The sequence below is a fragment of the Ruegeria sp. BF7 genome (assembly GCF_056538605.1).
The window spans coordinates 401,518-422,053 of the sequence record NZ_JBQFTM010000002.1 but is presented as its reverse complement, the minus strand read 5'-3'; the positions used below and the strand labels follow the sequence as shown (position 1 = coordinate 422,053).

General features: G+C 57.6%; 22 protein-coding genes and 2 pseudogenes. 20 read left to right on the top strand and 4 right to left on the bottom strand.

Annotated elements, in window-relative coordinates:
* Window positions 1-425: 425 nt before the first annotated feature.
* Window positions 426-1,574, top strand: coding sequence for an amidohydrolase (locus tag ACR0IK_RS08030; protein WP_480590544.1), 1,149 nt, complete (start codon window positions 426-428; stop codon window positions 1,572-1,574).
* A 201-nt stretch (window positions 1,575-1,775) separates the two neighbouring features.
* Here the strand turns inward: ACR0IK_RS08030 and ACR0IK_RS08025 are convergent, their stop codons facing one another.
* A complete protein-coding gene (locus ACR0IK_RS08025) occupies window positions 1,776-2,129 on the bottom strand; it encodes a hypothetical protein (RefSeq protein ID WP_480641150.1) in 354 nt (117 codons plus the stop codon).
* Here ACR0IK_RS08025 and ACR0IK_RS08020 point away from each other — a divergent pair.
* The 11 genes and pseudogenes from ACR0IK_RS08020 to rpsD form a co-directional block, all read left to right on the top strand.
* Window positions 2,104-2,787 (top strand): annotated as a pseudogene (locus ACR0IK_RS08020) (adenine deaminase C-terminal domain-containing protein); the annotation flags it as partial. The gene ACR0IK_RS08025 and the pseudogene ACR0IK_RS08020 overlap by 26 nt on opposite strands.
* Window positions 2,788-3,515: 728 nt before the next feature.
* Complete coding sequence (locus tag ACR0IK_RS08015; protein WP_480641067.1) at window positions 3,516-3,881, top strand: VOC family protein; 366 nt, start codon at window positions 3,516-3,518, stop codon at window positions 3,879-3,881.
* A gap of 135 nt (window positions 3,882-4,016) precedes the next feature.
* Entirely contained in the window at window positions 4,017-4,388 is a 372-nt protein-coding gene (locus tag ACR0IK_RS08010) for a YciI family protein (RefSeq protein ID WP_480590359.1), read from the top strand.
* 3 nt (window positions 4,389-4,391) lie between these two features.
* Entirely contained in the window at window positions 4,392-5,627 is a 1,236-nt protein-coding gene (locus ACR0IK_RS08005) for an RNA polymerase sigma factor (protein WP_480641066.1), read from the top strand.
* A gap of 68 nt (window positions 5,628-5,695) precedes the next feature.
* Window positions 5,696-6,082 carry a VOC family protein gene (locus tag ACR0IK_RS08000; protein WP_480590355.1) on the top strand — a complete coding sequence of 129 codons (387 nt, stop codon included), beginning with the start codon at window positions 5,696-5,698 and terminating at the stop codon, window positions 6,080-6,082.
* 24 nt (window positions 6,083-6,106) lie between these two features.
* Window positions 6,107-6,505 (top strand): MAPEG family protein, encoded by a 399-nt coding sequence (locus ACR0IK_RS07995; protein WP_480590352.1) that lies wholly within the window; start codon window positions 6,107-6,109, stop codon window positions 6,503-6,505.
* Window positions 6,505-6,849, top strand: coding sequence for a TfoX/Sxy family protein (locus ACR0IK_RS07990; RefSeq protein WP_480590350.1), 345 nt, complete (start codon window positions 6,505-6,507; stop codon window positions 6,847-6,849). The genes ACR0IK_RS07995 and ACR0IK_RS07990 overlap by 1 nt, the downstream gene beginning before the upstream one ends.
* Before the next feature lie 12 nt (window positions 6,850-6,861).
* Window positions 6,862-7,521, top strand: coding sequence for a DUF2461 domain-containing protein (locus tag ACR0IK_RS07985; protein ID WP_480590348.1), 660 nt, complete (start codon window positions 6,862-6,864; stop codon window positions 7,519-7,521).
* 186 nt (window positions 7,522-7,707) lie between these two features.
* A pseudogene (locus tag ACR0IK_RS07980) lies at window positions 7,708-8,427 on the top strand (LysR substrate-binding domain-containing protein).
* A 118-nt stretch (window positions 8,428-8,545) separates the two neighbouring features.
* Window positions 8,546-9,055 (top strand): hypothetical protein, encoded by a 510-nt coding sequence (locus ACR0IK_RS07975; RefSeq protein WP_480641065.1) that lies wholly within the window; start codon window positions 8,546-8,548, stop codon window positions 9,053-9,055.
* 193 nt (window positions 9,056-9,248) lie between these two features.
* Window positions 9,249-9,869, top strand: coding sequence for a 30S ribosomal protein S4 (gene rpsD, locus ACR0IK_RS07970; protein WP_170332083.1), 621 nt, complete (start codon window positions 9,249-9,251; stop codon window positions 9,867-9,869).
* 59 nt (window positions 9,870-9,928) lie between these two features.
* Here rpsD and ACR0IK_RS07965 read toward each other — a convergent pair whose 3' ends face one another.
* Window positions 9,929-10,210, bottom strand: a complete 282-nt coding sequence (locus tag ACR0IK_RS07965) for a DUF1330 domain-containing protein (RefSeq protein WP_480641064.1) — start codon at window positions 10,208-10,210, stop codon at window positions 9,929-9,931.
* A gap of 94 nt (window positions 10,211-10,304) precedes the next feature.
* Here ACR0IK_RS07965 and ACR0IK_RS07960 point away from each other — a divergent pair, with 94 nt between their 5' ends.
* The gene (locus ACR0IK_RS07960; RefSeq protein ID WP_480590339.1) at window positions 10,305-11,177 is read left to right on the top strand and encodes a LysR family transcriptional regulator; all 873 of its coding nucleotides are present in this window, start codon (window positions 10,305-10,307) and stop codon (window positions 11,175-11,177) included.
* On the opposite strand, the gene ACR0IK_RS07955 is transcribed toward ACR0IK_RS07960, so the two are convergent.
* A complete protein-coding gene (locus ACR0IK_RS07955) occupies window positions 11,178-11,639 on the bottom strand; it encodes an Lrp/AsnC family transcriptional regulator (protein ID WP_480641063.1) in 462 nt (153 codons plus the stop codon).
* Between the two features lie 102 nt (window positions 11,640-11,741).
* On the opposite strand from ACR0IK_RS07955, the gene ACR0IK_RS07950 reads away from it, so the two are divergent.
* The 4 genes from ACR0IK_RS07950 (at window position 11,742) to ACR0IK_RS07935 (ending at window position 16,049) form a co-directional block, all read left to right on the top strand.
* Complete coding sequence (locus ACR0IK_RS07950) at window positions 11,742-13,157, top strand: aminotransferase class V-fold PLP-dependent enzyme (RefSeq protein ID WP_480641062.1); 1,416 nt, start codon at window positions 11,742-11,744, stop codon at window positions 13,155-13,157.
* Between the two features lie 65 nt (window positions 13,158-13,222).
* The gene (hisC, locus tag ACR0IK_RS07945) at window positions 13,223-14,308 is read left to right on the top strand and encodes a histidinol-phosphate transaminase (RefSeq protein WP_480641061.1); all 1,086 of its coding nucleotides are present in this window, start codon (window positions 13,223-13,225) and stop codon (window positions 14,306-14,308) included.
* On the top strand, window positions 14,305-15,225 hold the full coding sequence (locus ACR0IK_RS07940) for a prephenate/arogenate dehydrogenase family protein (protein WP_480641060.1): 921 nt from the start codon (window positions 14,305-14,307) through the stop codon (window positions 15,223-15,225). Before hisC ends, ACR0IK_RS07940 begins: the two co-directional genes overlap by 4 nt.
* 20 nt (window positions 15,226-15,245) lie before the next feature.
* The gene (locus ACR0IK_RS07935) at window positions 15,246-16,049 is read left to right on the top strand and encodes an extensin-like domain-containing protein (RefSeq protein WP_480641059.1); all 804 of its coding nucleotides are present in this window, start codon (window positions 15,246-15,248) and stop codon (window positions 16,047-16,049) included.
* On the opposite strand, the gene ACR0IK_RS07930 is transcribed toward ACR0IK_RS07935, so the two are convergent.
* Complete coding sequence (locus ACR0IK_RS07930; protein WP_480641058.1) at window positions 16,046-17,047, bottom strand: DUF2125 domain-containing protein; 1,002 nt, start codon at window positions 17,045-17,047, stop codon at window positions 16,046-16,048. The two genes, ACR0IK_RS07935 and ACR0IK_RS07930, sit on opposite strands and share 4 nt — an antisense overlap.
* Window positions 17,048-17,114: 67 nt before the next feature.
* Between ACR0IK_RS07930 and ACR0IK_RS07925 the strand changes: the two genes are divergently transcribed.
* The 3 genes from ACR0IK_RS07925 to ACR0IK_RS07915 all read left to right on the top strand — a co-directional run bounded on the left by ACR0IK_RS07925 (window position 17,115) and on the right by ACR0IK_RS07915 (window position 20,535).
* On the top strand, window positions 17,115-17,645 hold the full coding sequence (locus tag ACR0IK_RS07925; protein WP_480590320.1) for a gamma-glutamylcyclotransferase: 531 nt from the start codon (window positions 17,115-17,117) through the stop codon (window positions 17,643-17,645).
* Window positions 17,646-17,715: 70 nt separating this feature from the next.
* Window positions 17,716-18,894 carry a biopolymer transporter ExbB gene (locus ACR0IK_RS07920; RefSeq protein WP_480590317.1) on the top strand — a complete coding sequence of 393 codons (1,179 nt, stop codon included), beginning with the start codon at window positions 17,716-17,718 and terminating at the stop codon, window positions 18,892-18,894.
* Window positions 18,895-18,897: 3 nt separating this feature from the next.
* Window positions 18,898-20,535: a peptidoglycan -binding protein gene (locus tag ACR0IK_RS07915; RefSeq protein ID WP_480590315.1), complete on the top strand. Its 1,638-nt coding sequence runs from the start codon at window positions 18,898-18,900 to the stop codon at window positions 20,533-20,535.
* The last annotated feature ends 1 nt before the right edge of the window (window position 20,536 follow it).

Here is a 20,536-nt window from a genome sequence, read left to right as displayed (position 1 = left end):
CTTCGCTGAAATTCTTGGTGTGGCCGTTTCTTCCCAAGTATGAGGCAATATGCCCAATGAAAGCTCTTATTTTTGCTCATGCTCAGTTTAGGCTTGCATTCGAGGTGCTCGATAGAAATGGCTATGGTCCATTTCTTTTTACAAACTGAACGCTCGGAGGGTTTAAGGCCGCGTAACAAAAGGCCAAGAACTCGGAGGGACGAAGGGTTTTAAACTGCTCATAGCGGTCATGGTGCCCACCCAAGCTTTGGTTGGTATGCAAATTTGAGCACAGGCGTTGCAATCCACTGGTTTCTGTAAACAGATACATAGAACCTGTCTCTGAGTGTTGCAGTTTTGCTGAATTGACGCTGACGGCACTGTGGGAAGATGGCAATGAAGGATAAAGGTCTCAAAAACAGACCGAAAAAAGAGGCATCTCCCCAATGCTCAGCAATTCTGATCTGATCGAGTTGACCGCGCTTCGTCGCAAGCTTCATAGCCGTCCGGAGTTGTCTGGCCAGGAAGTCGAAACCGCAAAGACCATTGCCAAGGAGGTGGCGCTACTAGGTCCTACTAAGGTTCTGAGGAACATCGGCGGGCATGGAGTTGCCGCTGTGTTTGATAGCGGTGAAGAAGGACCAACAGTGTTGTTTCGCGCTGAACTTGACGCTCTTCCTATTCAGGAAAAGTCCAATGCTCAATGGGCATCAGAAATTTCAGGTAAGGGGCATATGTGTGGTCATGACGGTCACATGATGTTCTTGATGGGGCTAGGGCGGTTGCTTTCGCGCAGGCCGGTAGCGAAAGGTCGTGTCGTATTGATGTTTCAGCCGTCCGAGGAAGACGGGCGCGGAGCACGCGCTGTAATTTCAGATCCGGCCTATGAGGAAATAAGAGCTGACTGGGCATTCGCAATTCACATCGAGCCCGGACGGCCGTGGGGTTATGTGTCCACTCGCAAAGGATTGATCAATTGCGCCTCTCAGGGGTTGAAGATCAAACTGTCTGGAAAAACGGCGCATGCTGCGGATCCCGAAGATGGCATCTCGCCGTCACTGGCAGTTGCGAAAATCGTTCCGGCGCTCGACGCTCTGGGTCAAGGTGGCAAGCTAGACGATGACTTCCGCCTCGTCACGGTCACTCATTTTCAGGTGGGGGAGCCCAATTTTGGAACGGCACCAGGAGATGGGGTGATTTTCGCCACACTTTGGTCTGTGAGTGACGATGCACTGGCGGGCATCGCAAAAGATGCGCGTAACTTGGCCTCGAAGGCAGCCGGCGAAGCTGGGCTTGAAGTAGACTTTGATGTGTTTGATCACTTTGCTGCTTCAATCAACGATGTTGATGCTACCGATGTTGCTATTGCCGCTATGGACAAGCTGGGAATCCAGAATGGCGATCTTGGTTTGCCAATGCGTGCGTCCGAAGATTTTGGTGTTTTCGGTTGGGATGCTAAAGCGGCCATGCTGTGCCTAGGGCCCGGTGAAGACTATTTCCCTCTCCACAGTCCAAACTATGATTTCCCGGATGACTTGTTGCCAACCGGCGTAGCGATCTTCGAGCGGATCGCAAGAGATCTCTTGGGTGGATAAACGGCTGAACTAGTACATTGTAGCAAGACATAGTCGTGTTGAGTAACGTGAAGCGCGCTAAGAGCAGTCATCTGCTGCAATTCCCAAGGTAACCGTTTTGTCGACAATGCTGCGGGACTCAGAGTGTGCGGCATAGATAGGGAATAAGCAGCAGCTAGCGAACGGGTGAAACCATGTCGTTACACATCCAGAAGCTTGTAGTTAGCTGAACTCTGCCATGTCTATTTTGCTCCTCGCCATTGAGTGGAAGTTTTCCATATTGAACTCAACTTCATCCCCGGTGGTCCAGTCGAACAGTGAGCGGTCAACTTTTGTCAAGCCCACTGCTTCCAGCGCCTCTCGCGCTTTGTCGCCTCCCGTGCCGAAATAGTAAGTGTGGGGCACTTCCGGCCAATCACGTGACGTGACGGGGCCGGTCAGGTGAAAGAAGCGGGAGTCATCGTCAACACGCCCTTCGGACGGCATGAAGAAAGCCAGCCATCCATCGCGCGGTCCCAAGCCGCCCCAAATACCCTCAGGCAGTTCATCAAGGCTTACAGCAAGTATTCCCGTCAACGACTACCCGGAATTTGCCAAGAACACCGTCAACCTTGGCAAGCGCCTGGCTGCGGATAACTTTGACATTTATGCCCCTGAGGGCGCGGCAGAGGTGAGAGCCCGGGTCATTGGCGTCATTGAAAACCAAGCCCCGACACGGGCGCTGGAGGCCAATCTCAGCGTCGAGAACGGGTTGGTCAGCATGGATGCCGGAAAAGATGTCTGTCAGATAGCGCTGGCCGAGCGCCACCGATGTACCGGCGGTGTGGTGAATGGCTTCGTATCCGGTTTCGGCTATGACAAACCCTGTGCGGTGGCCTCAACTGTCGCACATGACAGCCACCATGGGATTGTTGTTGGCACCTCCAAGGAGGACATGGCGGCAGCGGCCAATCACCTGGGAATAGTCGGCGGGGGTATCACCGTCTTCTCCGAAGGCAAGGAGTTGGCAACAGTTGAACTGGCCATTGCCGGTCTGATATCAGAGGAACGCGCGGAGATTGTCGCCGAGAAAGCCGCGGCGATGGTCGCCGCTATGGGCACATGCGGCTGCAAGCTGAACAATGCCTATATGCAGCATTCGCTGCTGGCGCTGATTGTGATTCCCGAAATCCGGATTTCAGATTTGGGGATCATTGACGTCTCAAAGTTTGAAAAGGTCGATCTGTTCATCTGAATCAGGAGGAGAACGGTTACCGTAACCACCCTTCTGGAACCTTCAGCGAATACTCACTTGGTTCTCTGTTCTATGAGATTGGCTTCTGGTTTTCATTGCGAAGGAAATAAACTGCCGTATTCCCTACCGTCGCAGCGCGAATTGAGAGCGGGTGCAGCAAACTTTCGCTGCGCCTGTGATCAACGAGAATTCAGCGTGAGCTGCTCGCCTCAAACGTCTGCAGTTTGAAGTTAACCTGTTCTCCAAGCCAGGAGACAAACAATGCTCATAAACCGTTTCAGAGAAGTGCAGATTACTGGCATCCTGAAAAAGCATCAGGTTGAATGACCACAAATGGGAAATTGGCAGCGCTGAAGGCCACGTGACAGAGGGCGTAAGGTGACCGTCTTGCCATTTTGTTGGACGTGCATTGGTCGAGAGTTTCGTGACTTGCAGATGCACGTCAGATGCCCCGGTTCAAAACTGTGGAAAGCACTTTGGACGCTCTGCATCTCCGCGCCGGGTGAACCACAAAATGCTGCGATTTGCTGAAGAAGTTCAATGACCGCTTTGCCCGCGTTTCGCGAATTGGATCTATGTGTGTATTTCTCTCACGGCGAATGTCCGGAAGGAGGGCTGAAATCGCAGCGTCTGGGGTAATGCGCCAAGGTCCGCAGAGGGCCGCGCTTATCAAATGCTACAGATTGAAGTAGCCTTTTCCGAAAGCGTATCCGGGATTGAAATTTAAGATGGAAAAAGTAGTAGGAATTGGGGGGTTTTTCTTCAGGGCAGACGATCCCGTCGCTTTGGCGGCATGGTATCGTGATATATTGGGCATTGATCTCGTACCAAACGACTATGAAACACCGTGTTGGACGCAGGAAGCAGGTGAGACTGTATTCGCCCCGTTCGAAAAGGTGACAGAATACTTCGGGAACCAAGAAAAGGCATTTATGCTGAATTTTCGTGTTCGCGACATTGAGAAAATGATCGCACAGCTCGAGTCTAAGGGTGTTGAAGTCCGCCGGGATCCAGACTCGCCTTATCCAAATGGCAAGTTTGCTTGGCTCAATGATCCAGAAGGTAATCCAATAGAGCTTTGGGAACCCGCTTAGCCTGAGTCTGGAAGGCTGCATTTTGTGTCTTGGTGATCCAAATTGCTATCTTATGACCCCGCATTCTGGGTCCGTTGTCGGATTTGCATGTTTTCGCGCGTCCTTGCACCATGTGACTGAAGGATGGAGGCGAAAATGATTTACGCAATCACAATCTATGGGGAACCTGGCGTGTTCGAGGCGCTACCCAAGGAACGCCAGGACGAAGTGATGTTGGGCCACAGCGAACTGCAATCGGCGTTAACGGGCCGCGGTGATTTCGTCACTATGAAGCTGATGCCGCCAACTTCTGCAGTGATGGTCGAGCCCGCCCAGACCGACGGCGCGCGGCCACTGATCACTGACGGTCCGTTTGCCGAAACAAAGGAAAACTTCCTTGGGTTCTATGCTGCCGATTTCAAAGATCTTGAAGAAGCGCTGGAATACGCAAAGATGATCTCATCTCCAGTTGCACGGCTTGAGGTGCGACCGGTCGCCTGGGCCGGCGGTGTGATCTCGTCGGAATAGGCCATGTCGGACTGGCTTGAGGCCACATTCGCCCTGTACCGCCCGCGTGCGCTTGCGGCCTTGACCCGGTTGTTCAGGGATATCGACATGGCCGAAGAGGCTTTTGCCGACGCTTGCCTGAAGGCGCTGACGGTCTGGCCGGAAGATGGGGCGCCGCGCGATCCGTTGGCCTGGCTGCTAACCACCGCGCGCAACGCAGGTCTTGACCATGTGCGAAAATCACAGCGCCGCGCGGCAATCCTGTCGCGTCACACCGAGGAGTTTCAGCCTGTGCCTGCCGAAACACCGGATCCGGACGAGATGCGAGATGACGTTTTGCGGCTGCTGTTCATCTGCTGTCACCCGGAACTTGATCGTCGGGACCAGATTGCCCTTGCCTTGCGGGTCGTCCTGGGGTTGAGCGTGGATGAGATTGCCAGCGGATTTCTGATCAAGTCTAAAACCATGGAGCAGCGGATCACCCGGGCGAAAAAGAAAATAGCGCTCAGCCCGGTCGCCTTTGAAACGCCAAGCCCGGCGAAAAGGGGCGCGCGATTGAGCGAAGTGTCCCTGATGGTCTACCTGATGTTCAGTGAGGGGTGGTCGACCTCGGCCGGGCCAGATCAGATCAGGCTTACCTTGTGCGAAGAAGCGATCCGATTGGCGCGTCTGCTTGCGACGCTGTTTCCGGCGATGGGGGAACAGGCCGCGTTGCTGGCGCTGTTGCTGTTTCAACACGCCAGGCGCGGCGCGCGCATTGATCCCGAGGGTAAGCTTGTCGCGCTGGACGATCAAGATCGCACTCTTTGGAACCGCGCGGACATAGCCGAGGCAACCGGTCTTTTGCAAAAGGCCCAGAGGACGGGCCATCATGGTGTCTATATCATCCAGGCTGCAATCGCTGCGACGCATGCTCGGGCAGCGTCGGATCGGGATACGGACTGGGCGTCGATCGAAAGCCACTATGCTGCCCTTTACGCCTTGCAGCCGACGCCTGTGGTGCGTCTCAATCAGATTGCAGCGCAGGCCAAGCTGCACGGTTCGCATCATGCGCTGAAGGCGATGGAACCTTTGGCGCAGGAGCTGTCCACCTATCGCTGGTTTCATGCGATGCGGGGCGGGCTTTTGCAGGACACAGGCGATCACCGTGCGGCCATTGCGGCGTTTGAAACCGTGATGACGCTTGGCCCGACAACCCTTGAACGTGTTGCGATTACGGAAAAAATCGCGATCAGCCAAGAAAATTTGCGCCGCGTGTAGGGATCGCGTCGTTTCGTGCGTCCTTGGATCAGACCCGTATGTGGCGGGCGCAACCAAGGGAGAAACACATGAGTATTCTTGAGATGACCACCGTCGGAAACTCCGGCTGGATCGGACATTCCGGCCCTGATCAGGGCAAAGCCAAGGCGTTCTATCAAGAGGTGCTGGGCTGGACGATCAAAGACATGCCCATGCAGGACGGGTCGAGCTATTCTGCTGCTGTCGTGGGGGAAACCGCTATCGGTGGGTTTTCTCCGATGCCCGAGGATCAGGGAAGTTGGACGATCTTTTTTACCGTGGCTGATGTGGATGCCAGCGTCGCCAAAGCCCAAGCCAAGGGCGCCACGATCACTCAGCCTGCGATGGATGTGCTGGGGGTCGGCCGTATGGCCACGCTGACTGACCCTCAGGGAGCACGGTTTGCGCTGATCACCTATGAAAGCATGGCGATTTAAGCTCGACCAGACAGGAGACATCAAATGGAACAGGTTCCCCAAATCGCGCTGGCTGTCACAGCCATTTTTGTTTTGATGAGCATTCCGATGGCGATTGCCGTAGGCGTGCGGCGTACCAGAACCGGGATCCCTTTGCTGCATGGCGAAGATGAGAGCCTGCTGCGGCTGATGCGGGCGCATGGCAATTTTATCGAATATGTGCCGCTTGCCCTGCTGGCGCTGGCGGGGGCAGAGATCGCGGGAACCCCATCCTGGTTGGTCGCGGCCTGCGGTGGCATACTGCTGCTGGCCCGTCTTGTCCACTATTTCAGCCTGAGCGCCTCGGTGGATGGTCAGGGGCGTTCGGTTGGCGCGGCGCTGACGACACTGACCATGCTGGTGCTGGCGCTGGCGATCCTCTGGCACCTTTGGGCTGCCAATTGATGTCGGTGGATGAAGCCCTCAACGCCCGCATGCGAGAGGCATTGACCGCGCATGTGGGCATTTCCGAAAAGCCGATGATGGGCGGCCTGTGTTTCTTTTTGAACGGCAACATGCTGTGCGGAGCGCGGCGGCACAAGGACGGCGTGGGCCGGTTCATGTTCCGCGTCGGTAAAGTGAACGAGCCCACCGCATTGCAGAACGTCACCGCCCGTGCCGTGATCCACGGAACCCGTAAGCTGGGTGGTTTTGTGAACGTTGACGAAACAGATTGCGATGATTCCGCTTTACTGCGTTGGCTGCACCTTTGCCTTGAGCACGCCGCAGCGCTGCCGAAGAAAGACTGAACGGAGGACTCCATGGCTCAATTTGACTGTTTCTCGCCTGAGGCACTTGGCTTCCTGCAAGGTCTGAAGGCCAACAATACTAAAGATTGGTTTGCGGCGAACAAAGCGACTTATGAAACCCACCTGAAGGCACCCAGGAAGCTTTTCGCCGACGACTTGGCGTTGGTCTTGCGTGACCTAACCGGTCAGGATCACGGCAGCAAGATCTTTCGGATTTATCGCGATGTTCGGTTTTCCAAAGACAAGACACCCTATAACGCGCATTTGCACCTTGCGTTCATGCCGACAGGGCAGGGGGTTCAGCCGCCGATGTGGTTCTTTGGGCTATCCCCGGAAAAGCTGTCCCTCGGATGCGGGGTTTTTCAGTATGGCAAAGCGGCGTTGGATGCCTTCCGCGATGCGATGGCAGGCCCATTGGGAGCAGAGTTGATCCAGACCACGACAGAGTTCCGAGAACGCGGGTTCCGGATTGGTGATCCGGAATTGAAACGCGTTCCGTCCGGATTTGACAAGGATCATCCCCATCAGGAGGCGCTGCGGCGCAAAGGCTTCGCGGTTTGGGTGGACGCTGAGACTCCTGACTTTGTTCTTGAGCCGAACCTGACAGAAAGAACAAACGCAGTGTTCGCCGAACTCTTGCCGGTGTTTCGCCTGCTTTCCCGGATCAAGTGACCCCAAATTTGCGAATGCAGCGAATGGCGTCTTTTTCAGCCCGCATTGCGGCGAAAGTAGAAATCGGCAAAAGTCGGCTTTGAGCCGTAGGCGATTGCCGCTAAGTAGCGCATGGGCTTGCGGACTTGGCAATAACGCGCTGTACTACTTTGTGGTACTCTCCCCGAGAAATACGAGACCAACTGTTTGCGCTCTAGCCCAAACCTTCCTCTGCTTCTATCGCAAAGCACGGTCAGTCATCACATTCGGCAGTTTAAAACGATGCGCGGAACGCCGCTTTTCGCACGGCATGCCCACAGCATCTCTTTGACACCTGAAGATAAGCGTTATCTCGTCGAAATTAACGCCGCATTCCGTACGATCACGGATGCGACTGCGGAGCTTCGGGCTGAGGCAGGACGAGAGACGCTTCGCGTAACGGCGCTGCCGTCCTTCTGCTCAATGTGGCTCATGTCGCGTCGTACCTCTTTTGCGGCTGTTCATCCAGGGATTGAAATTGACCTCGACCCGACACTTGAGATTGTCAGCTTTGCTCGCGCCGAGGCTGATCTGGGCGTGAGGTTCGGAACCGGCCCTTGGAAGGGTGTGGATGCCCGACTGCTGCATGTCGAAAAAATTGCTCCCGTAGCAAATTACAAGCGAACCCTCACGCTCACAGACCTGTCTGACGAAAAACTCCTTGCGAGCCTTAAGGAGTAGGAATGGCAGTCTTGGGCGGGGTCGCGCGGAATAGATATTGCGGGTGCAAAACGGATGCAGCTCAACGACTATAATGTGGTGATCCGAGCCGCAATCAATGGCGGAGGTGTGGCGATCGGTCGTCAGTTACTCGTTGAAACATTCGTGCGTGAAGGACGGCTAATTTGGCTTGCAAAACCCGAGTGTGTTTTTCGCCTAGAACAATGATCAATTCGCTTAAGTAAAAATTTCGTTAATGTTGCGTTAACGTCTCTTTTCCGCCTCATTTTGCGTTGATAAGAGAAGCCTAGTCAGTAGTGAAATGTTGAAGGTGCAGGCGGGTACAATGAGAGCCGGAGAAAACGGTCGAACGGCAGTATTTTGGAGTCAGACGGAAATCGATGGACTTGAGGCGGCGCCTTTGTCCTTTCTGTATATCGGAGCCGCGTGGTCATGGCGCGGACAGACGCGACGCCTGGTTGAGACGGCCGAACACGCGCTGGAATGGACCGGACATGCCCGTGGTAGTGCAGCTGCAACTCTTGATCGTTGTGCTCAAGTCGAAAACCTGCCGGACGAAGCAAACGGGCTGCTTGTTTTGACCAACGGCGCACAAACATTCACAGCAGCCTTGTTCCCTGTAGCCGGAGAATCGGTTCCGATGCTGGTTTTCGAAGGCGATTGCCCCGAGCGGGAACAGGATTTCTGGATCAGCGAAATTGCTGAAAGCGGACATCAAAGCCGCACTTCCTCCGGGATGGCGAACACCGTTGTCGCGTTTCCGGTCCGGTCAAGGCAGGATGTGGATGAGGCCGACCTTCGGGTTGCGGTTTCCGCCGGGCGCAGGGCCGAATAGTTCTCAGTTTTTTTCGGAAAATCCATTGCTGCACAGCGGGGCGTGTTGACTCTGCTGGTTTCGCGGATATAAGCGCGGCTTCATTGGTGTTGGTGGCCCCCGCAAGGGGATGCCTGTCATGGGGGAAACCTCAAGAGGACAACGCCCTTCATAGTGGCCCGCAGGGCCTCGACCGAAACGAAGGAGATCAGCCGTGACCAAACGCACGTCTGCCAAGTACAAAATCGACCGCCGAATGGGCGAAAACATCTGGGGCCGTCCGAAATCCCCAATCAACCGCCGTGAATATGGTCCCGGCCAGCACGGTCAGCGCCGCAAGGGTAAACTGTCGGACTTCGGTCTGCAGTTGCGCGCCAAGCAGAAGCTGAAAGGCTACTACGGCGACCTGACCGAGAAGCAATTCCGCCGCATCTACGCAGAGGCCGAGCGTGTCAAAGGCGACACCGGTGAAAACCTGATCGGTCTGCTGGAACGCCGCCTGGACGCCGTTGTCTACCGCGCCAAGTTCGTGCCGACCGTCTTCGCTGCACGTCAATTCGTGAACCACGGCCACGTTAAAGTGAACGGCAAGCGGGTCAACATCCCGTCTTACCGTGTCAAAGAAGGCGACGTGATCGAAGTACGTGACAAGTCCAAGCAACTGGCTGTCGTTCTGGAAGCTGTCGGTTTGGCCGAGCGTGATGTTCCTGACTATATCGACGCCGACCACTCGAAAATGACCGCGACTTTCGTGCGTGCACCGGGCCTGAGCGATGTGCCTTACCCGGTCATGATGGAACCGAACCTGGTTGTCGAATTCTACGCGAAGAACTAATCTTCGCTGATCCGACTGGAATTCAGAGCCGCACTGAGAAGTGCGGCTCTTTTTTGTTTTCACCCAAGCAAAACGATGTCCGATGCACCGGTGCTGCGGCGCAGATCATGTAGGTCTTTCAGTTCCGGGTCGTTGATCCAGCCAAGGGCTGCCTCTCTGTCCGGAAAGGACAAAAGGGCGGCAACGTCCGGAAGATCGGGGGTGCCATCCAACGCCGTTGTTTCGGCTGTGGCCTGTTCAACCTTGCCGCCGTGACGAGCCAAGGCAGGGCCCGCCTGCTCGCGATAGGCGGCCAGAGATTCGGGATTATTCACGGTAAGCTTGGCGTATGCGTAGATCATGGTTCTTGTCCTTATTAGTGTAAGGCAAAGCTAGGTCGAGCGGGATACTGCGAAAACGCGTGCGGTTGCATCCAATACATGCAAATTTGCATGCATGGAGATTCACTGGGATGATTATCGGGCGGTGTTGGCAGTTGTGCGTCGGCGGACCTTGTCTGCAGCGGCCAATGAACTGGGCGTAAACTACACTACAGTTGCACGTCGCATTGTGCGGGCCGAAGCGGCAACGGGGGAGATCTTGTTCGAACGTTTGGCCGATGGGTATCGGCCAACCGAGGCTGGACAACTGGTTGCCCGGCATGCGGCCGAGATGGAAAGCGCTGAGCACGCGATGCTGCGCGGGCTTACTGGGCGGGACGAAACGCTGGAAGGGGAGCTAACCCTGACGGCCCCACAATTGCTGATAGCGCATATGCTTGCGCCAGTGCTGGATTCCTACAGCAGAAAACATCCTTCGGTCACACTTCGGGTCCGTGCGGCAAATGAAATCCTCGACCTCAACAGGCGTGAAGCGGATATCGCCATCCGTATCAGTCGGAACCCCGGCGATACCTTGAAAGGGTTGCGCCTGGCCGAACAGCATGCGGCCAGCTTTGCCACGCCTGAACTGGCCGAGCGAATTGCCAATGACCCAGAGGGCGTTGTGGATTGGCTGGCCTACGAACGCCAGCAGGGCCTGCCAGACCATGTTCGCACGTCACGCCCTGGCTCGCGTATCAAGATGCAGTTTGATGACATGGTTGCTATGGCCGCCGGTGCGCAGGCAGGGTTGGGCGTGGTCAAGATGCCCGTGTTTCTGGGGCGGTCACTGCCGGGACTGGTGCAGGTGCCTGAATTTCAGACGCAACCCTACGCGGATATCTGGATCGTTGCCCATCCGGATGTCTGGCCCTCGGCCAAACTCGAGGCGTTTCGCGCCATTGCCGTTCCATTCTTCCGTGAAAAACGCCCGTTGTTCGTGACATGATCAAATCGGCAGCGGGCGGCTTTCGGCGATCGCTTCCATTGCAAAATACGAGGTCACGCTGTCCAGTTCGACTTTTTCGATCAGGCGTTGATAGACCTTGTCATACGAGGCCATATCCTCGGTGACGACTTTCAGCTGATAATCGTAATCACCGCCAATGCGGTGATAATCGACCACCTCTGGGATAGTCAACACATGGCTGCGAAAGGCTTGCAGCCATTCGGCGGAGTGGTGCCGCGTGCGCAGCATGACGAAAACCACAAGGCTCAACCCCAGTTTCTCGCGCGCGATCCGTGCGGTCGAGCCGGTGATCACCCCATCCTCGTTCAGTGCCTTGAGCCGCCGCCAGCAGGCATTCTGCGACAGCCCGACCCGATCCGCCAGTTCACGCTGAGATAGGGTTGCGTCGGTTTGCAGTTCGCGTAGGATGCGTTTGTCGATATGATCTATTTTTTTCTCCATTATTGATCATATGACACAAAAAATGACAAATCTATCGAAATAAAGGTGATGTTTTCCCACACCTAATCAATCACATTGGAGGGGCAATATGGAGACCACGCCATGACCCTGTCCAAATTTCGCGCAGAAATCCAATCCACCACTCGCAATTCAAACCTGCGCGACGGGCTGATCGGAGAGAATGTTCTGATCCCGGGTCTGCATGGGGATGTACCGCTGGTTTATGCGGATTATGTCGCCTCGGGGCGTGCGCTGCGGCAGGTTGAGGATTTTGTTGCCGAGCAGGTGCTGCCTTTCTATGCCAACAGTCATACCGAGGCCTCCTATTGCGGATCCTACATGACTCATCTGCGCCGAGAAGCGCGCGCAGAGATTGCCCGCATTGTCGGTGCAAGGGAAGAAGACGCGGTGATCTTCACCGGGTCTGGCGCCACTGCGGGCCTGAACCGGCTGGTCAGCCTGTTGGGTGTGGATGCGACTGACCGGCCGGTCGTTTTGATCGGGCCATACGAGCATCATTCGAACATATTGCCTTGGCGGGAAAGCAAGGCCCAGGTGATCGAGATTCCCGAAGCCGCCGGGGGTGGCGTTGATCTGGATGCGCTGGAGCGGGCTTTGGTCGAGAACGCCAATTCTGACCTGATCATCGGGTCATTCTCGGCAGCATCGAATGTCACAGGTATCATCACCGAACCGGACCCGATCACCCGGTTGCTAAAAAAGCATGGGGCGGTGTCGGTCTGGGATTACGCAGGCGGTGGGCCATACCTGCCGATGAATATGGGGCCTGCGGATGCGCGCAAGGATGCCATCGTTGTTTCACCGCACAAGTTCCCGGGCGGGCCGGGCGCGTCGGGCGTGCTGATCGTCAATCAGACCGGCGTGAAACGCACATGTCCCAGTTGGCCCGGTGGCGGTACGGTCAGTTTCGTCTCACCGTGGCGGCATGATTACAGCGAGGATCTGGCCACCCGCGAAGAGGCCGGAACACCCAACGTGATAGGCGACATCCGTGCGGCGCTGGCCCTCATCGTCAAAGACGTGGTTGGCACCGATGAGATTGCCCGCCGAGAGGCGAAGTACAATCGCATGGCGCGGGAGGGGTGGGGCGACAACCCGAACCTGACCTTACTGGGGACGGAATACTCGCATCGCCTGCCGATCTATTCCTTCCTCGTGCATGATAACTCGGGTCAGCCTGTTCACCAGCAACTGTTCACCCGGATGCTCAGTGATATCTACGGCATTCAGGCGCGGGGCGGTTGTGCCTGTGCCGGGCCGTATGCGCACCGTTTGCTGGGGATCGACCGGGATACGTCGGACGAGTTGCACGCGGCATTGTCTGCCGGGGAAGAGATGAAAAAACCCGGTTGGGTGCGCCTGAACTTCTCGTATCTGATGAGCGAGGAGACGGTTCAGTTCATCATCGACAGCGTCAATGACCTGTCCCGCCGGACTGAGAAATTCGCGCCCTATTACAACGCTGACCCGGCAACCGCCCGCTTCAAAGCGGCGTGACGGAATTGCCGCTTTTCTCAACGCGTTGAGACGGGTATGAGAGGCACCAATCAACGGAGCCTCTTATGAACAAGATCACCCCTCAACCCGGCATTATGGACATCGCGCTCTACCAGGGCGGTCAGTCGCATGTGGCCGGGGTCGAGCATGTGATCAAACTCAGCTCGAACGAAAACCCGTTTGGCCCCAGCCCGAAGGCGATTGAGGCGGTGCGCGACAGTGCCACGACCCTGCATCGCTATCCCAGCACCGACCACGCCAGCTTGCGCGAAGCGATTGGCGCGCGGCACGGGCTGGACCCGGCGCGGCTAATCTGCGGTGTGGGCAGTGACGAGGTGCTGCAATTCGTCGCTCAGGCGTATGCGGGGCCAGGGGATGAGGTCATCTATACCGAGCACGGGTTTTCCATGTACCCGATCATCGCCCGCATGGCCGGTGCGACGCCGGTCATGGTGCCTGAGCGTGACCGTCACGTGGACGTGGACAACATCCTGGCCGCCGTTACCGGGCAAACGCGGATCGTGTTTGTGACCAACCCGGGCAATCCGACCTCGACCATGATCCCCGAGGCGGAGCTTGCGCGGCTGGCTGAGGCGCTGCCGCAAACCTGTCTCATGGTGATCGACGGGGCCTATGCCGAGTTCGTTGACAGTTTTGACGGTGGAGCGTCGCTGGTGGATCGGTTCGAGAACGTGATCATGACGCGGACCTTTTCGAAGGTCTACGGTCTGGGCGGAATGCGTGTCGGTTGGGGATATGCCGCGCAGTCGATCATCGATGTTATGAATCGGGTGCGTCAGCCGTTCAACCTGTCTTTGACGGCTTTGGCGGCAGCCGAAGCGGCGGTGAAGGATATGGAGTTTCTGTCTTTCTGTCAGGCAGAAAACGCGCGCCTGCGGGTGTGGCTGTCGGCGGAATTGGACAAGATCGGAGTACCGTCGGATGCGTCTTGCACCAACTTTATCCTCGCCCGTTTTGCTGATCAGGCCGAAGCCGAGGCCTGTGACGATTACCTGAAGACCCAAGGCCTGATCGTCCGTCGCGTGGCGGGGTACAACCTACCCAACGCCCTGCGGATCACCGTTGGCGACGAAGAGGCCTGCCGCCGTGTCGTTGCAGCCATCACTGCGTTCAAAGGGGGGGCCGCATGAGTCAGGTTTACGATCGTGTCGCTCTGATCGGGCTGGGCCTTATTGCGTCGTCCATGTTTTGGGCCATCAAACGCTCGGGCCTCGCGGGTGAGGTCATCGGCTATGCTCGGTCCCAGGCCACCCGAGACACTGCGCGCCGGATTGGTCTGTGTGACCGCGTTTGTGATACCGCGCAAGAGGCGGTTGAGGGCGCGGATCTTGTCGTGCTCTGTGTCCCCGTAGGTGCGATGGGCGCTGTGGCGGCAGATATTGCTCCGGTCCTGAAGCCGGGCGCGACTGTGACGGACGTTGGATCGGTCAAGCGTCACGTCATTGAAGCGGTATCGCCACATATCCCGGAGGGTGTACATTTCATCCCTGCGCACCCTCTGGCAGGGACCGAACATTCTGGCCCGGAAGCCGGATTTGCTGAGTTGTTCGACAATCGCTGGTGTCTGCTGGTTCCCGTCGAAGGCTCAGATACGGATGCGATCGCTCGTTTGCGGGCACTGTGGGAAGGAATGGGCGCGAATGTCGATGAGATGGACGCGGATCACCACGATCTGGTTCTGGCTGTGACATCTCATGCGCCGCACCTGATTGCCTATACTATGGTGGGTGTCGCCGATGACCTGCGCCGTGTGACCGACAGCGAGGTTATCAAATACTCCGCCGCCGGTTTCCGGGACTTCACGCGGATCGCGGCCTCGGACCCGACAATGTGGCGCGATGTGTTCCTGACCAACAAGGATGCAACGCTGGAAATCCTTGGGCGCTTTACTGAGGAGCTTTTTGCCTTGCAGCGTGCCATCCGGACCGGTGATGGTGAACACTTGTTCGACTATTTCACCCGCACCCGCGCGATCCGGCGCGGGATCATCGACGCCGGACAGGATACGGATGCACCAGACTTTGGACGAGGCAAAGCAAGCTCATGAGACGTAGCTGGAGGTTTCTGATGATTGGATGCGTGGCGGTCAGCGCCACATGGTCCAACGCGGCGCCTCTGGAACAGTCACTGGTTCCAGTCACGCGACCATCCGAGGCCCAAGTGCTGGCCTTTGCCAGCCCGGTACCCGGTGATATCCGCCCCAAACTGAGACCTGAATCACAAATCACTCTGGCCGCAGCCGCTCCGCCGGCGGGTGTAACGGCGTTGGGGCAAACTTCGCCAATCCGACCGCTCCTGCGACCGGAAGCCCTGGAGCTTGAAGTGCTGTTCAAGAAACGCAAGCTGCGCAAAACCTCGGTGTGCGGGGACATCGACATTCAGGGAAAGCCGGTGGGCAACGTTCCGGGGCGAAACAAGGCGTGTGGTATCAAGGATGCCGTACAGGTCACCTCGGTTTCGGGCGTGTCGCTTAGCCGCCCATCGACGATGGATTGCGGCACCGCCATTGCGTTGAACAAATGGGTCGACAAAACCGTCAAGCCCACGTTCAAACGGCGCGGGCCGGTGGTCGAGCTTAAGGTCGCGGCGCATTATGCTTGCCGGACCCGCAACAATCGCAAAGGCGCGAAGATATCCGAACATGGCAAGGGTCGGGCGATCGACATCTCGGGCTTTAAGATGGCCGACGGCGAAGTGGTGACGGTCCTGAACGGCTGGCGCAAGAACCCGTCAAAGCGGCAGTTGACCAAAGTCTGGCGGGGGGCGTGTGGGCCGTTTGGCACCGTGTTGGGACCAAACGCGGATCGCTATCACCGGGATCATTTCCACCTGGACACGGCACGCCATCGCAGGGGCCCGTACTGTCGTTAACGCAGGATTAGGCGCGGGGCGGGGCCGAGTGGCAGAGGGCCAAGCGCCACATAGCCATCGCGGAAATTCAGTTGCAAATCCAGAGCGTTGGGATTGCCGCCCAGCCCGGCCATGAAGTTTAGCGCGCGGGTCACCGGATCGACTGCTTGATCAGGCAGGGCACCTGCCGCATTGGCCATCGCGATCATGTCACGCCAGTTTTCGGCCTTGACCGCAATCTCTCCTGTGGGAATGCCTTGTTGATCGACTTCCAGCTCTCCGGTGGCGAACAGCCGCAGCGCGCCCCACTTCATCTCAGCCAGGCGCAGATCGATCTTCACCGGCTGTGGCCTGCTTTCTTCCAGCGCCGAGCGATCCCAGGTCTTGTCGAACGTCACGGTCATATCCAGCTCCAGCGTCTCGAAAGCCTGAGGCAGGGTCGTGGCCGAGCGCATCAGTTCGCGCAGGTCGTCGCCGGGGGTGAAGCCGTCAATCCGGGCGCCGATCACATATGCCTCGGGGGTCGGTGTCTGTTCCATCACGAGGGCAATCGTATCGCCGCCCGCCAGCGCCTCGGCGTCGTCAGTGATTGACCACGGCCCGGCTGTCAGCGCCATCTTTTCCAGCACCAGTGCGACACCGGGCTGCAATTGCAACTCGGCCTGCAGGTCGCGGGCTTTGATGGTGGCCGTCTGGTCATAGTAGGACAACCGCTGCGGCGTTTCGGCAAAGCGCAGCACCTGTCGGCCAGGCCAGATCGCGGGGCTCTGGAATTCGATCCAGTCGGCACTCCAGGCGGTGCCGTTGACTGGATCGGCCAGCGCAGGGCTGCTCAGGCGGGTCATGTGGTGGAACGGATAACCGGCGGTTTCAACATCGGCAAACTCGGCCTGCCAACCTCGTTCCTGCTGTTTGTCGAACCATGTCGTGATTGCATTGCGCAGACCGAAACCGGCGATGAACCAATAGGCGCTCCACGCGACAATGATGAAAATGATAACCCGCACCAGACCGCGCATGACAGATGGCCCTTTTTCCCGCCTCGGAATTGATGTTTATAGGCGCAAACGGGCAAGGACCAGTGCTATGACGATGTGGGTTTTCGGATATGGATCGCTGTTGTGGAATCCGGGCTTTCCGGTGGCCCGAAGAGAGCGCGCCACGCTGCACGGCTATGCACGATCCTTCTGCATGAGTTCGATCCATCACCGCGGCACCGAGGACCATCCCGGCCTCGTTCTGGCGCTGGATGAACAGGCCGATGCCCATTGCAAGGGCTTGGCTCTGGCGGTCGAGGTCGGTCACGAAGACCGCACGCTGCACGATCTGCGTGAACGCGAGCTGATCTCATCAGCCTATGTTGAAAAGATGCTGGGTATTCGACTGGACAGCGGTGAGGTGGTGACTGCGGTGACCTACGTGATTGACGCTGACCATGTGCAGTATTGCGGGGGAATGCCGCTGGAAGAGCAAGCGCAGATCATCGCCCAAGCCGTAGGCGGGCGCGGGCCGAATACCGAATATCTGTACAACACAGCCGAACATCTGGCCGAGATCGACCTGCGCGATCCCGATCTTGAGTGGTTGGCGCAACGGGTCCGCGCCATCACCGCATAAACCCTTGGCGTCACCGGTGTGTTTTCGTTAGTTTCAGCGTAGAGCAGGCAAAACACCGGGAACCACGCGCATGGCGCAGGCACATCAGGGCGCGAGACCGCATTTCTCGCAACCCATTCGTCAGATCGTTACGATGCTGGTCGCGATCGCCTTGGCGGGGTTTGGGGTATTTATGGCGCTGCCCTACGTCATGCCGGTGGTTCTAGCCAACCCTTATCTAAATGGATTTATCATACTGGTCTTCGTTATCGGTGTGTTGGCCTGCTTCTATCAGGTGACACAGCTGATCGGTTCAGTTCGCTGGATCGAGGCTTTTGTCGGAGGTGTCGTCCGCGAAGACGCCCGGACGCCACAATTGCTGGCACCGTTGGCGTCGCTGTTGCGTGAAAGGGGCGCGCGGTCGCAGATTAGTTCCACCTCGACACGGTCCATTCTGGATTCGGTGGCCGAGCGGGTCGAAGAAGAGCGCGAGATCACTCGATATATCACCAACGTTCTGATTTACCTTGGCCTTTTGGGTACATTCTTCGGGCTGGCAACTACCGTTCCAGCCATTGTAGACACGATTCGCAGTCTAAATCCGCAAGAGGGTGAAGAGGGGCTAGCCGTATTCAACCGCCTGATGGTCGGATTGGAATCACAGCTGCAGGGTATGGGCGTGGCCTTCGGGTCCTCGCTGCTGGGTCTGGCAGGGTCGCTGATTGTCGGCTTGCTGGAACTGTTCGCAGGCCACGGACAGAACCGGTTCTACCGCGAGCTTGAGGAATGGTTGTCCTCGATCACCCGTGTGGGATTTGCCGCAGGGGACGAAGGCGGCGCTGAACTCGCCGTGCTGGCCCCTGTGCTCGACGCCATGTCCGAACAAATGAACGCACTACAGGATCTGTTTTCAGCGCAAGAGGCGGACAGCGCGGCGGTATCGACCAAGTTGGGCCAGTTGGCGGACTCGATTGGCGAAATGAACGCACGACAATCCGACAACGATGGCGTAACAGCCGCATTGGAACGCGTGGCTCTTGGGCAAGACGCGCTTTTGGATCACATGCGAGAACAGGGTACTGGCGACGGTATCGATGCCGAAAGCCGGATGCGCCTGCGCTCGATGGACGTGCAGCTGCTGCGGATTCTCGAAGAGATATCTGCCGGGCGGCAAGAGAGTATGAGCGAGCTGCGCAAGGATATTGAACTGTTGGTCAAAGCCCTGACACTGCCCCGAGGCGCCGTGCGTACTGCTCCGGAAGGAGAGTAACCTATGGCCCTGTCCCGCCGCACAGGTCAGCGTTTCCAAGGCTCAGTCTGGCCCGGCTTCGTGGATGCGATCACCGGGCTGTTGATGGTGCTGACCTTTGTGCTGACCATCTTTATGGTTGTGCAATACGTGCTGCGCGAAACAATTTCGGGGCAAGAGGACGAGCTGACAGCGTTGTCTGACGAAGTTGCAGCCCTGGCCGGAGCGTTGGGTCTGGAAGAGCGGGAAAACAGCAGGTTGCAAGCGCGGTTAGGGGTGTTGAGCTCTACCCTGACACAGGTCGAGACCGAATTGGTGCAGGCGCAGATTCAACTCACCGATTTTGAGGACCAGGTCGCAGCCCTGTTGCTGGATCAGGCCCGGTCACAAGGTGAAATCGCCGAATTGCAGAGCGAGCAGGATGCATTGAACCTGGCTTTGGCGCAAAGCCGGACCGAGATCGACGAACAGACCGAGGCCGCCCGTCTCGCCGCCGCTCAACGCGAGGCGCTCGAGGCATTGGTAGCCGATTTGGAACAAGCGGACGCGGCGCAGACCACCCGGATTTCCGAACTTGAAGAACAACTGACTACTGAAGAGGCCGCCAGGCTGGCCGAGATCGCTGCTGCCGAAAACCTGCGCACCCGACTACAGAATGCAGATGCTGAACTGACCGCCATGACCCTTGCGCTGGAAGCGCAGCGCAAGCAAGCCGAGGACACATTGACTCTGCTGGCTGCAGCGCAGGCCGCGAAAGCGGAACTGGAACGCCAGTTTGGCGACCTGAACGCCGAAGACCTGCGGGCCCAACTTGAAGCTGCTCTTGCCGGGCAGACCGAGGCACAGGCCGAGGCACAGGAACAACGCTCATTGGCTGAGGAGCGCGCGGCCCTGCTCGCCGTGGCGCGTGACACGCTGTCGTCCGAGCAGGCGATCTCGGAAAAGGCGCAACGCGAAACCGCGCTGCTGAATCAGCAAATGGCCGCGCTGCGCGAACAGTTGGGCGGGCTGCAGGCACTGCTGGACGATTACGAAGAGCGTAACGCTGCTGCTGACATCCGCATCCAGTCGCTGGGGCAGGACCTGAACGCCGCGCTGGCGCGTGCTGCGTCAGAAGAGCGTCGCCGTCGATTGCTGGAAGAAGCCGAACGCACCCGCCTAGAGGCCGAGGCGCAGGACCTTGCCGCGCAGGCTGAGGACCTGCAACGGTATCGCTCGGAATTCTTCGGTCGCCTCCGTGATGTGTTGGGTGATGAAGAAGGCGTTCGGATCGAAGGCGATCGCTTCGTGTTTTCCTCCGAGGTGCTGTTCGATACCGGTTCGGCCATTCTGTCTCCGATCGGTCAGCAAGAGGTTGCCAAGGTGGCCGCTATCCTGCGCAGTGTGGCTGCGGAAATACCAGAAGGCCTGAACTGGGTAATCCGGGTGGATGGCCACACGGACAATGTGCCTTTGGCCGGGACAGGGCGTTACCGCGACAACTGGGAACTCAGCCAAGGGCGGGCGCTGTCTGTTGTGCGCTACATGGTCGATGCGCTGGGTATTCCGCCAAACCGCCTGGCCGCCAATGGGTTTGGACAGTTCCAACCCGTCAATCCCGCTGATACCCCAGAAGCCCGGGCGCAGAACCGTCGGATTGAGTTGAAGTTGACCGAGCGGTAGA

What these genes read in the sequence shown, in the direction of transcription:
- ACR0IK_RS08030 (WP_480590544.1), top strand. Translation starts at nt 426, where the DNA reads ATGCTCAGCAATTCTGATCTGATCGAGTTGACCGCGCTTCGTCGCAAG.
- ACR0IK_RS08015 (WP_480641067.1), top strand. Translation starts at nt 3,516, where the DNA reads ATGGAAAAAGTAGTAGGAATTGGGGGGTTTTTCTTCAGGGCAGACGAT.
- ACR0IK_RS08010 (WP_480590359.1), top strand. Translation starts at nt 4,017, where the DNA reads ATGATTTACGCAATCACAATCTATGGGGAACCTGGCGTGTTCGAGGCG.
- ACR0IK_RS08005 (WP_480641066.1), top strand. Translation starts at nt 4,392, where the DNA reads ATGTCGGACTGGCTTGAGGCCACATTCGCCCTGTACCGCCCGCGTGCG.
- ACR0IK_RS08000 (WP_480590355.1), top strand. Translation starts at nt 5,696, where the DNA reads ATGAGTATTCTTGAGATGACCACCGTCGGAAACTCCGGCTGGATCGGA.
- ACR0IK_RS07995 (WP_480590352.1), top strand. Translation starts at nt 6,107, where the DNA reads ATGGAACAGGTTCCCCAAATCGCGCTGGCTGTCACAGCCATTTTTGTT.
- ACR0IK_RS07990 (WP_480590350.1), top strand. Translation starts at nt 6,505, where the DNA reads ATGTCGGTGGATGAAGCCCTCAACGCCCGCATGCGAGAGGCATTGACC.
- ACR0IK_RS07985 (WP_480590348.1), top strand. Translation starts at nt 6,862, where the DNA reads ATGGCTCAATTTGACTGTTTCTCGCCTGAGGCACTTGGCTTCCTGCAA.
- ACR0IK_RS07975 (WP_480641065.1), top strand. Translation starts at nt 8,546, where the DNA reads ATGAGAGCCGGAGAAAACGGTCGAACGGCAGTATTTTGGAGTCAGACG.
- ACR0IK_RS07965 (WP_480641064.1), bottom strand. Translation starts at nt 10,210, where the DNA reads ATGATCTACGCATACGCCAAGCTTACCGTGAATAATCCCGAATCTCTG.
- ACR0IK_RS07960 (WP_480590339.1), top strand. Translation starts at nt 10,305, where the DNA reads ATGGAGATTCACTGGGATGATTATCGGGCGGTGTTGGCAGTTGTGCGT.
- ACR0IK_RS07955 (WP_480641063.1), bottom strand. Translation starts at nt 11,639, where the DNA reads ATGGAGAAAAAAATAGATCATATCGACAAACGCATCCTACGCGAACTG.
- ACR0IK_RS07950 (WP_480641062.1), top strand. Translation starts at nt 11,742, where the DNA reads ATGACCCTGTCCAAATTTCGCGCAGAAATCCAATCCACCACTCGCAAT.
- hisC (WP_480641061.1), top strand. Translation starts at nt 13,223, where the DNA reads ATGAACAAGATCACCCCTCAACCCGGCATTATGGACATCGCGCTCTAC.
- ACR0IK_RS07940 (WP_480641060.1), top strand. Translation starts at nt 14,305, where the DNA reads ATGAGTCAGGTTTACGATCGTGTCGCTCTGATCGGGCTGGGCCTTATT.
- ACR0IK_RS07935 (WP_480641059.1), top strand. Translation starts at nt 15,246, where the DNA reads ATGATTGGATGCGTGGCGGTCAGCGCCACATGGTCCAACGCGGCGCCT.
- ACR0IK_RS07930 (WP_480641058.1), bottom strand. Translation starts at nt 17,047, where the DNA reads ATGCGCGGTCTGGTGCGGGTTATCATTTTCATCATTGTCGCGTGGAGC.
- ACR0IK_RS07925 (WP_480590320.1), top strand. Translation starts at nt 17,115, where the DNA reads ATGACGATGTGGGTTTTCGGATATGGATCGCTGTTGTGGAATCCGGGC.
- ACR0IK_RS07920 (WP_480590317.1), top strand. Translation starts at nt 17,716, where the DNA reads ATGGCGCAGGCACATCAGGGCGCGAGACCGCATTTCTCGCAACCCATT.
- ACR0IK_RS07915 (WP_480590315.1), top strand. Translation starts at nt 18,898, where the DNA reads ATGGCCCTGTCCCGCCGCACAGGTCAGCGTTTCCAAGGCTCAGTCTGG.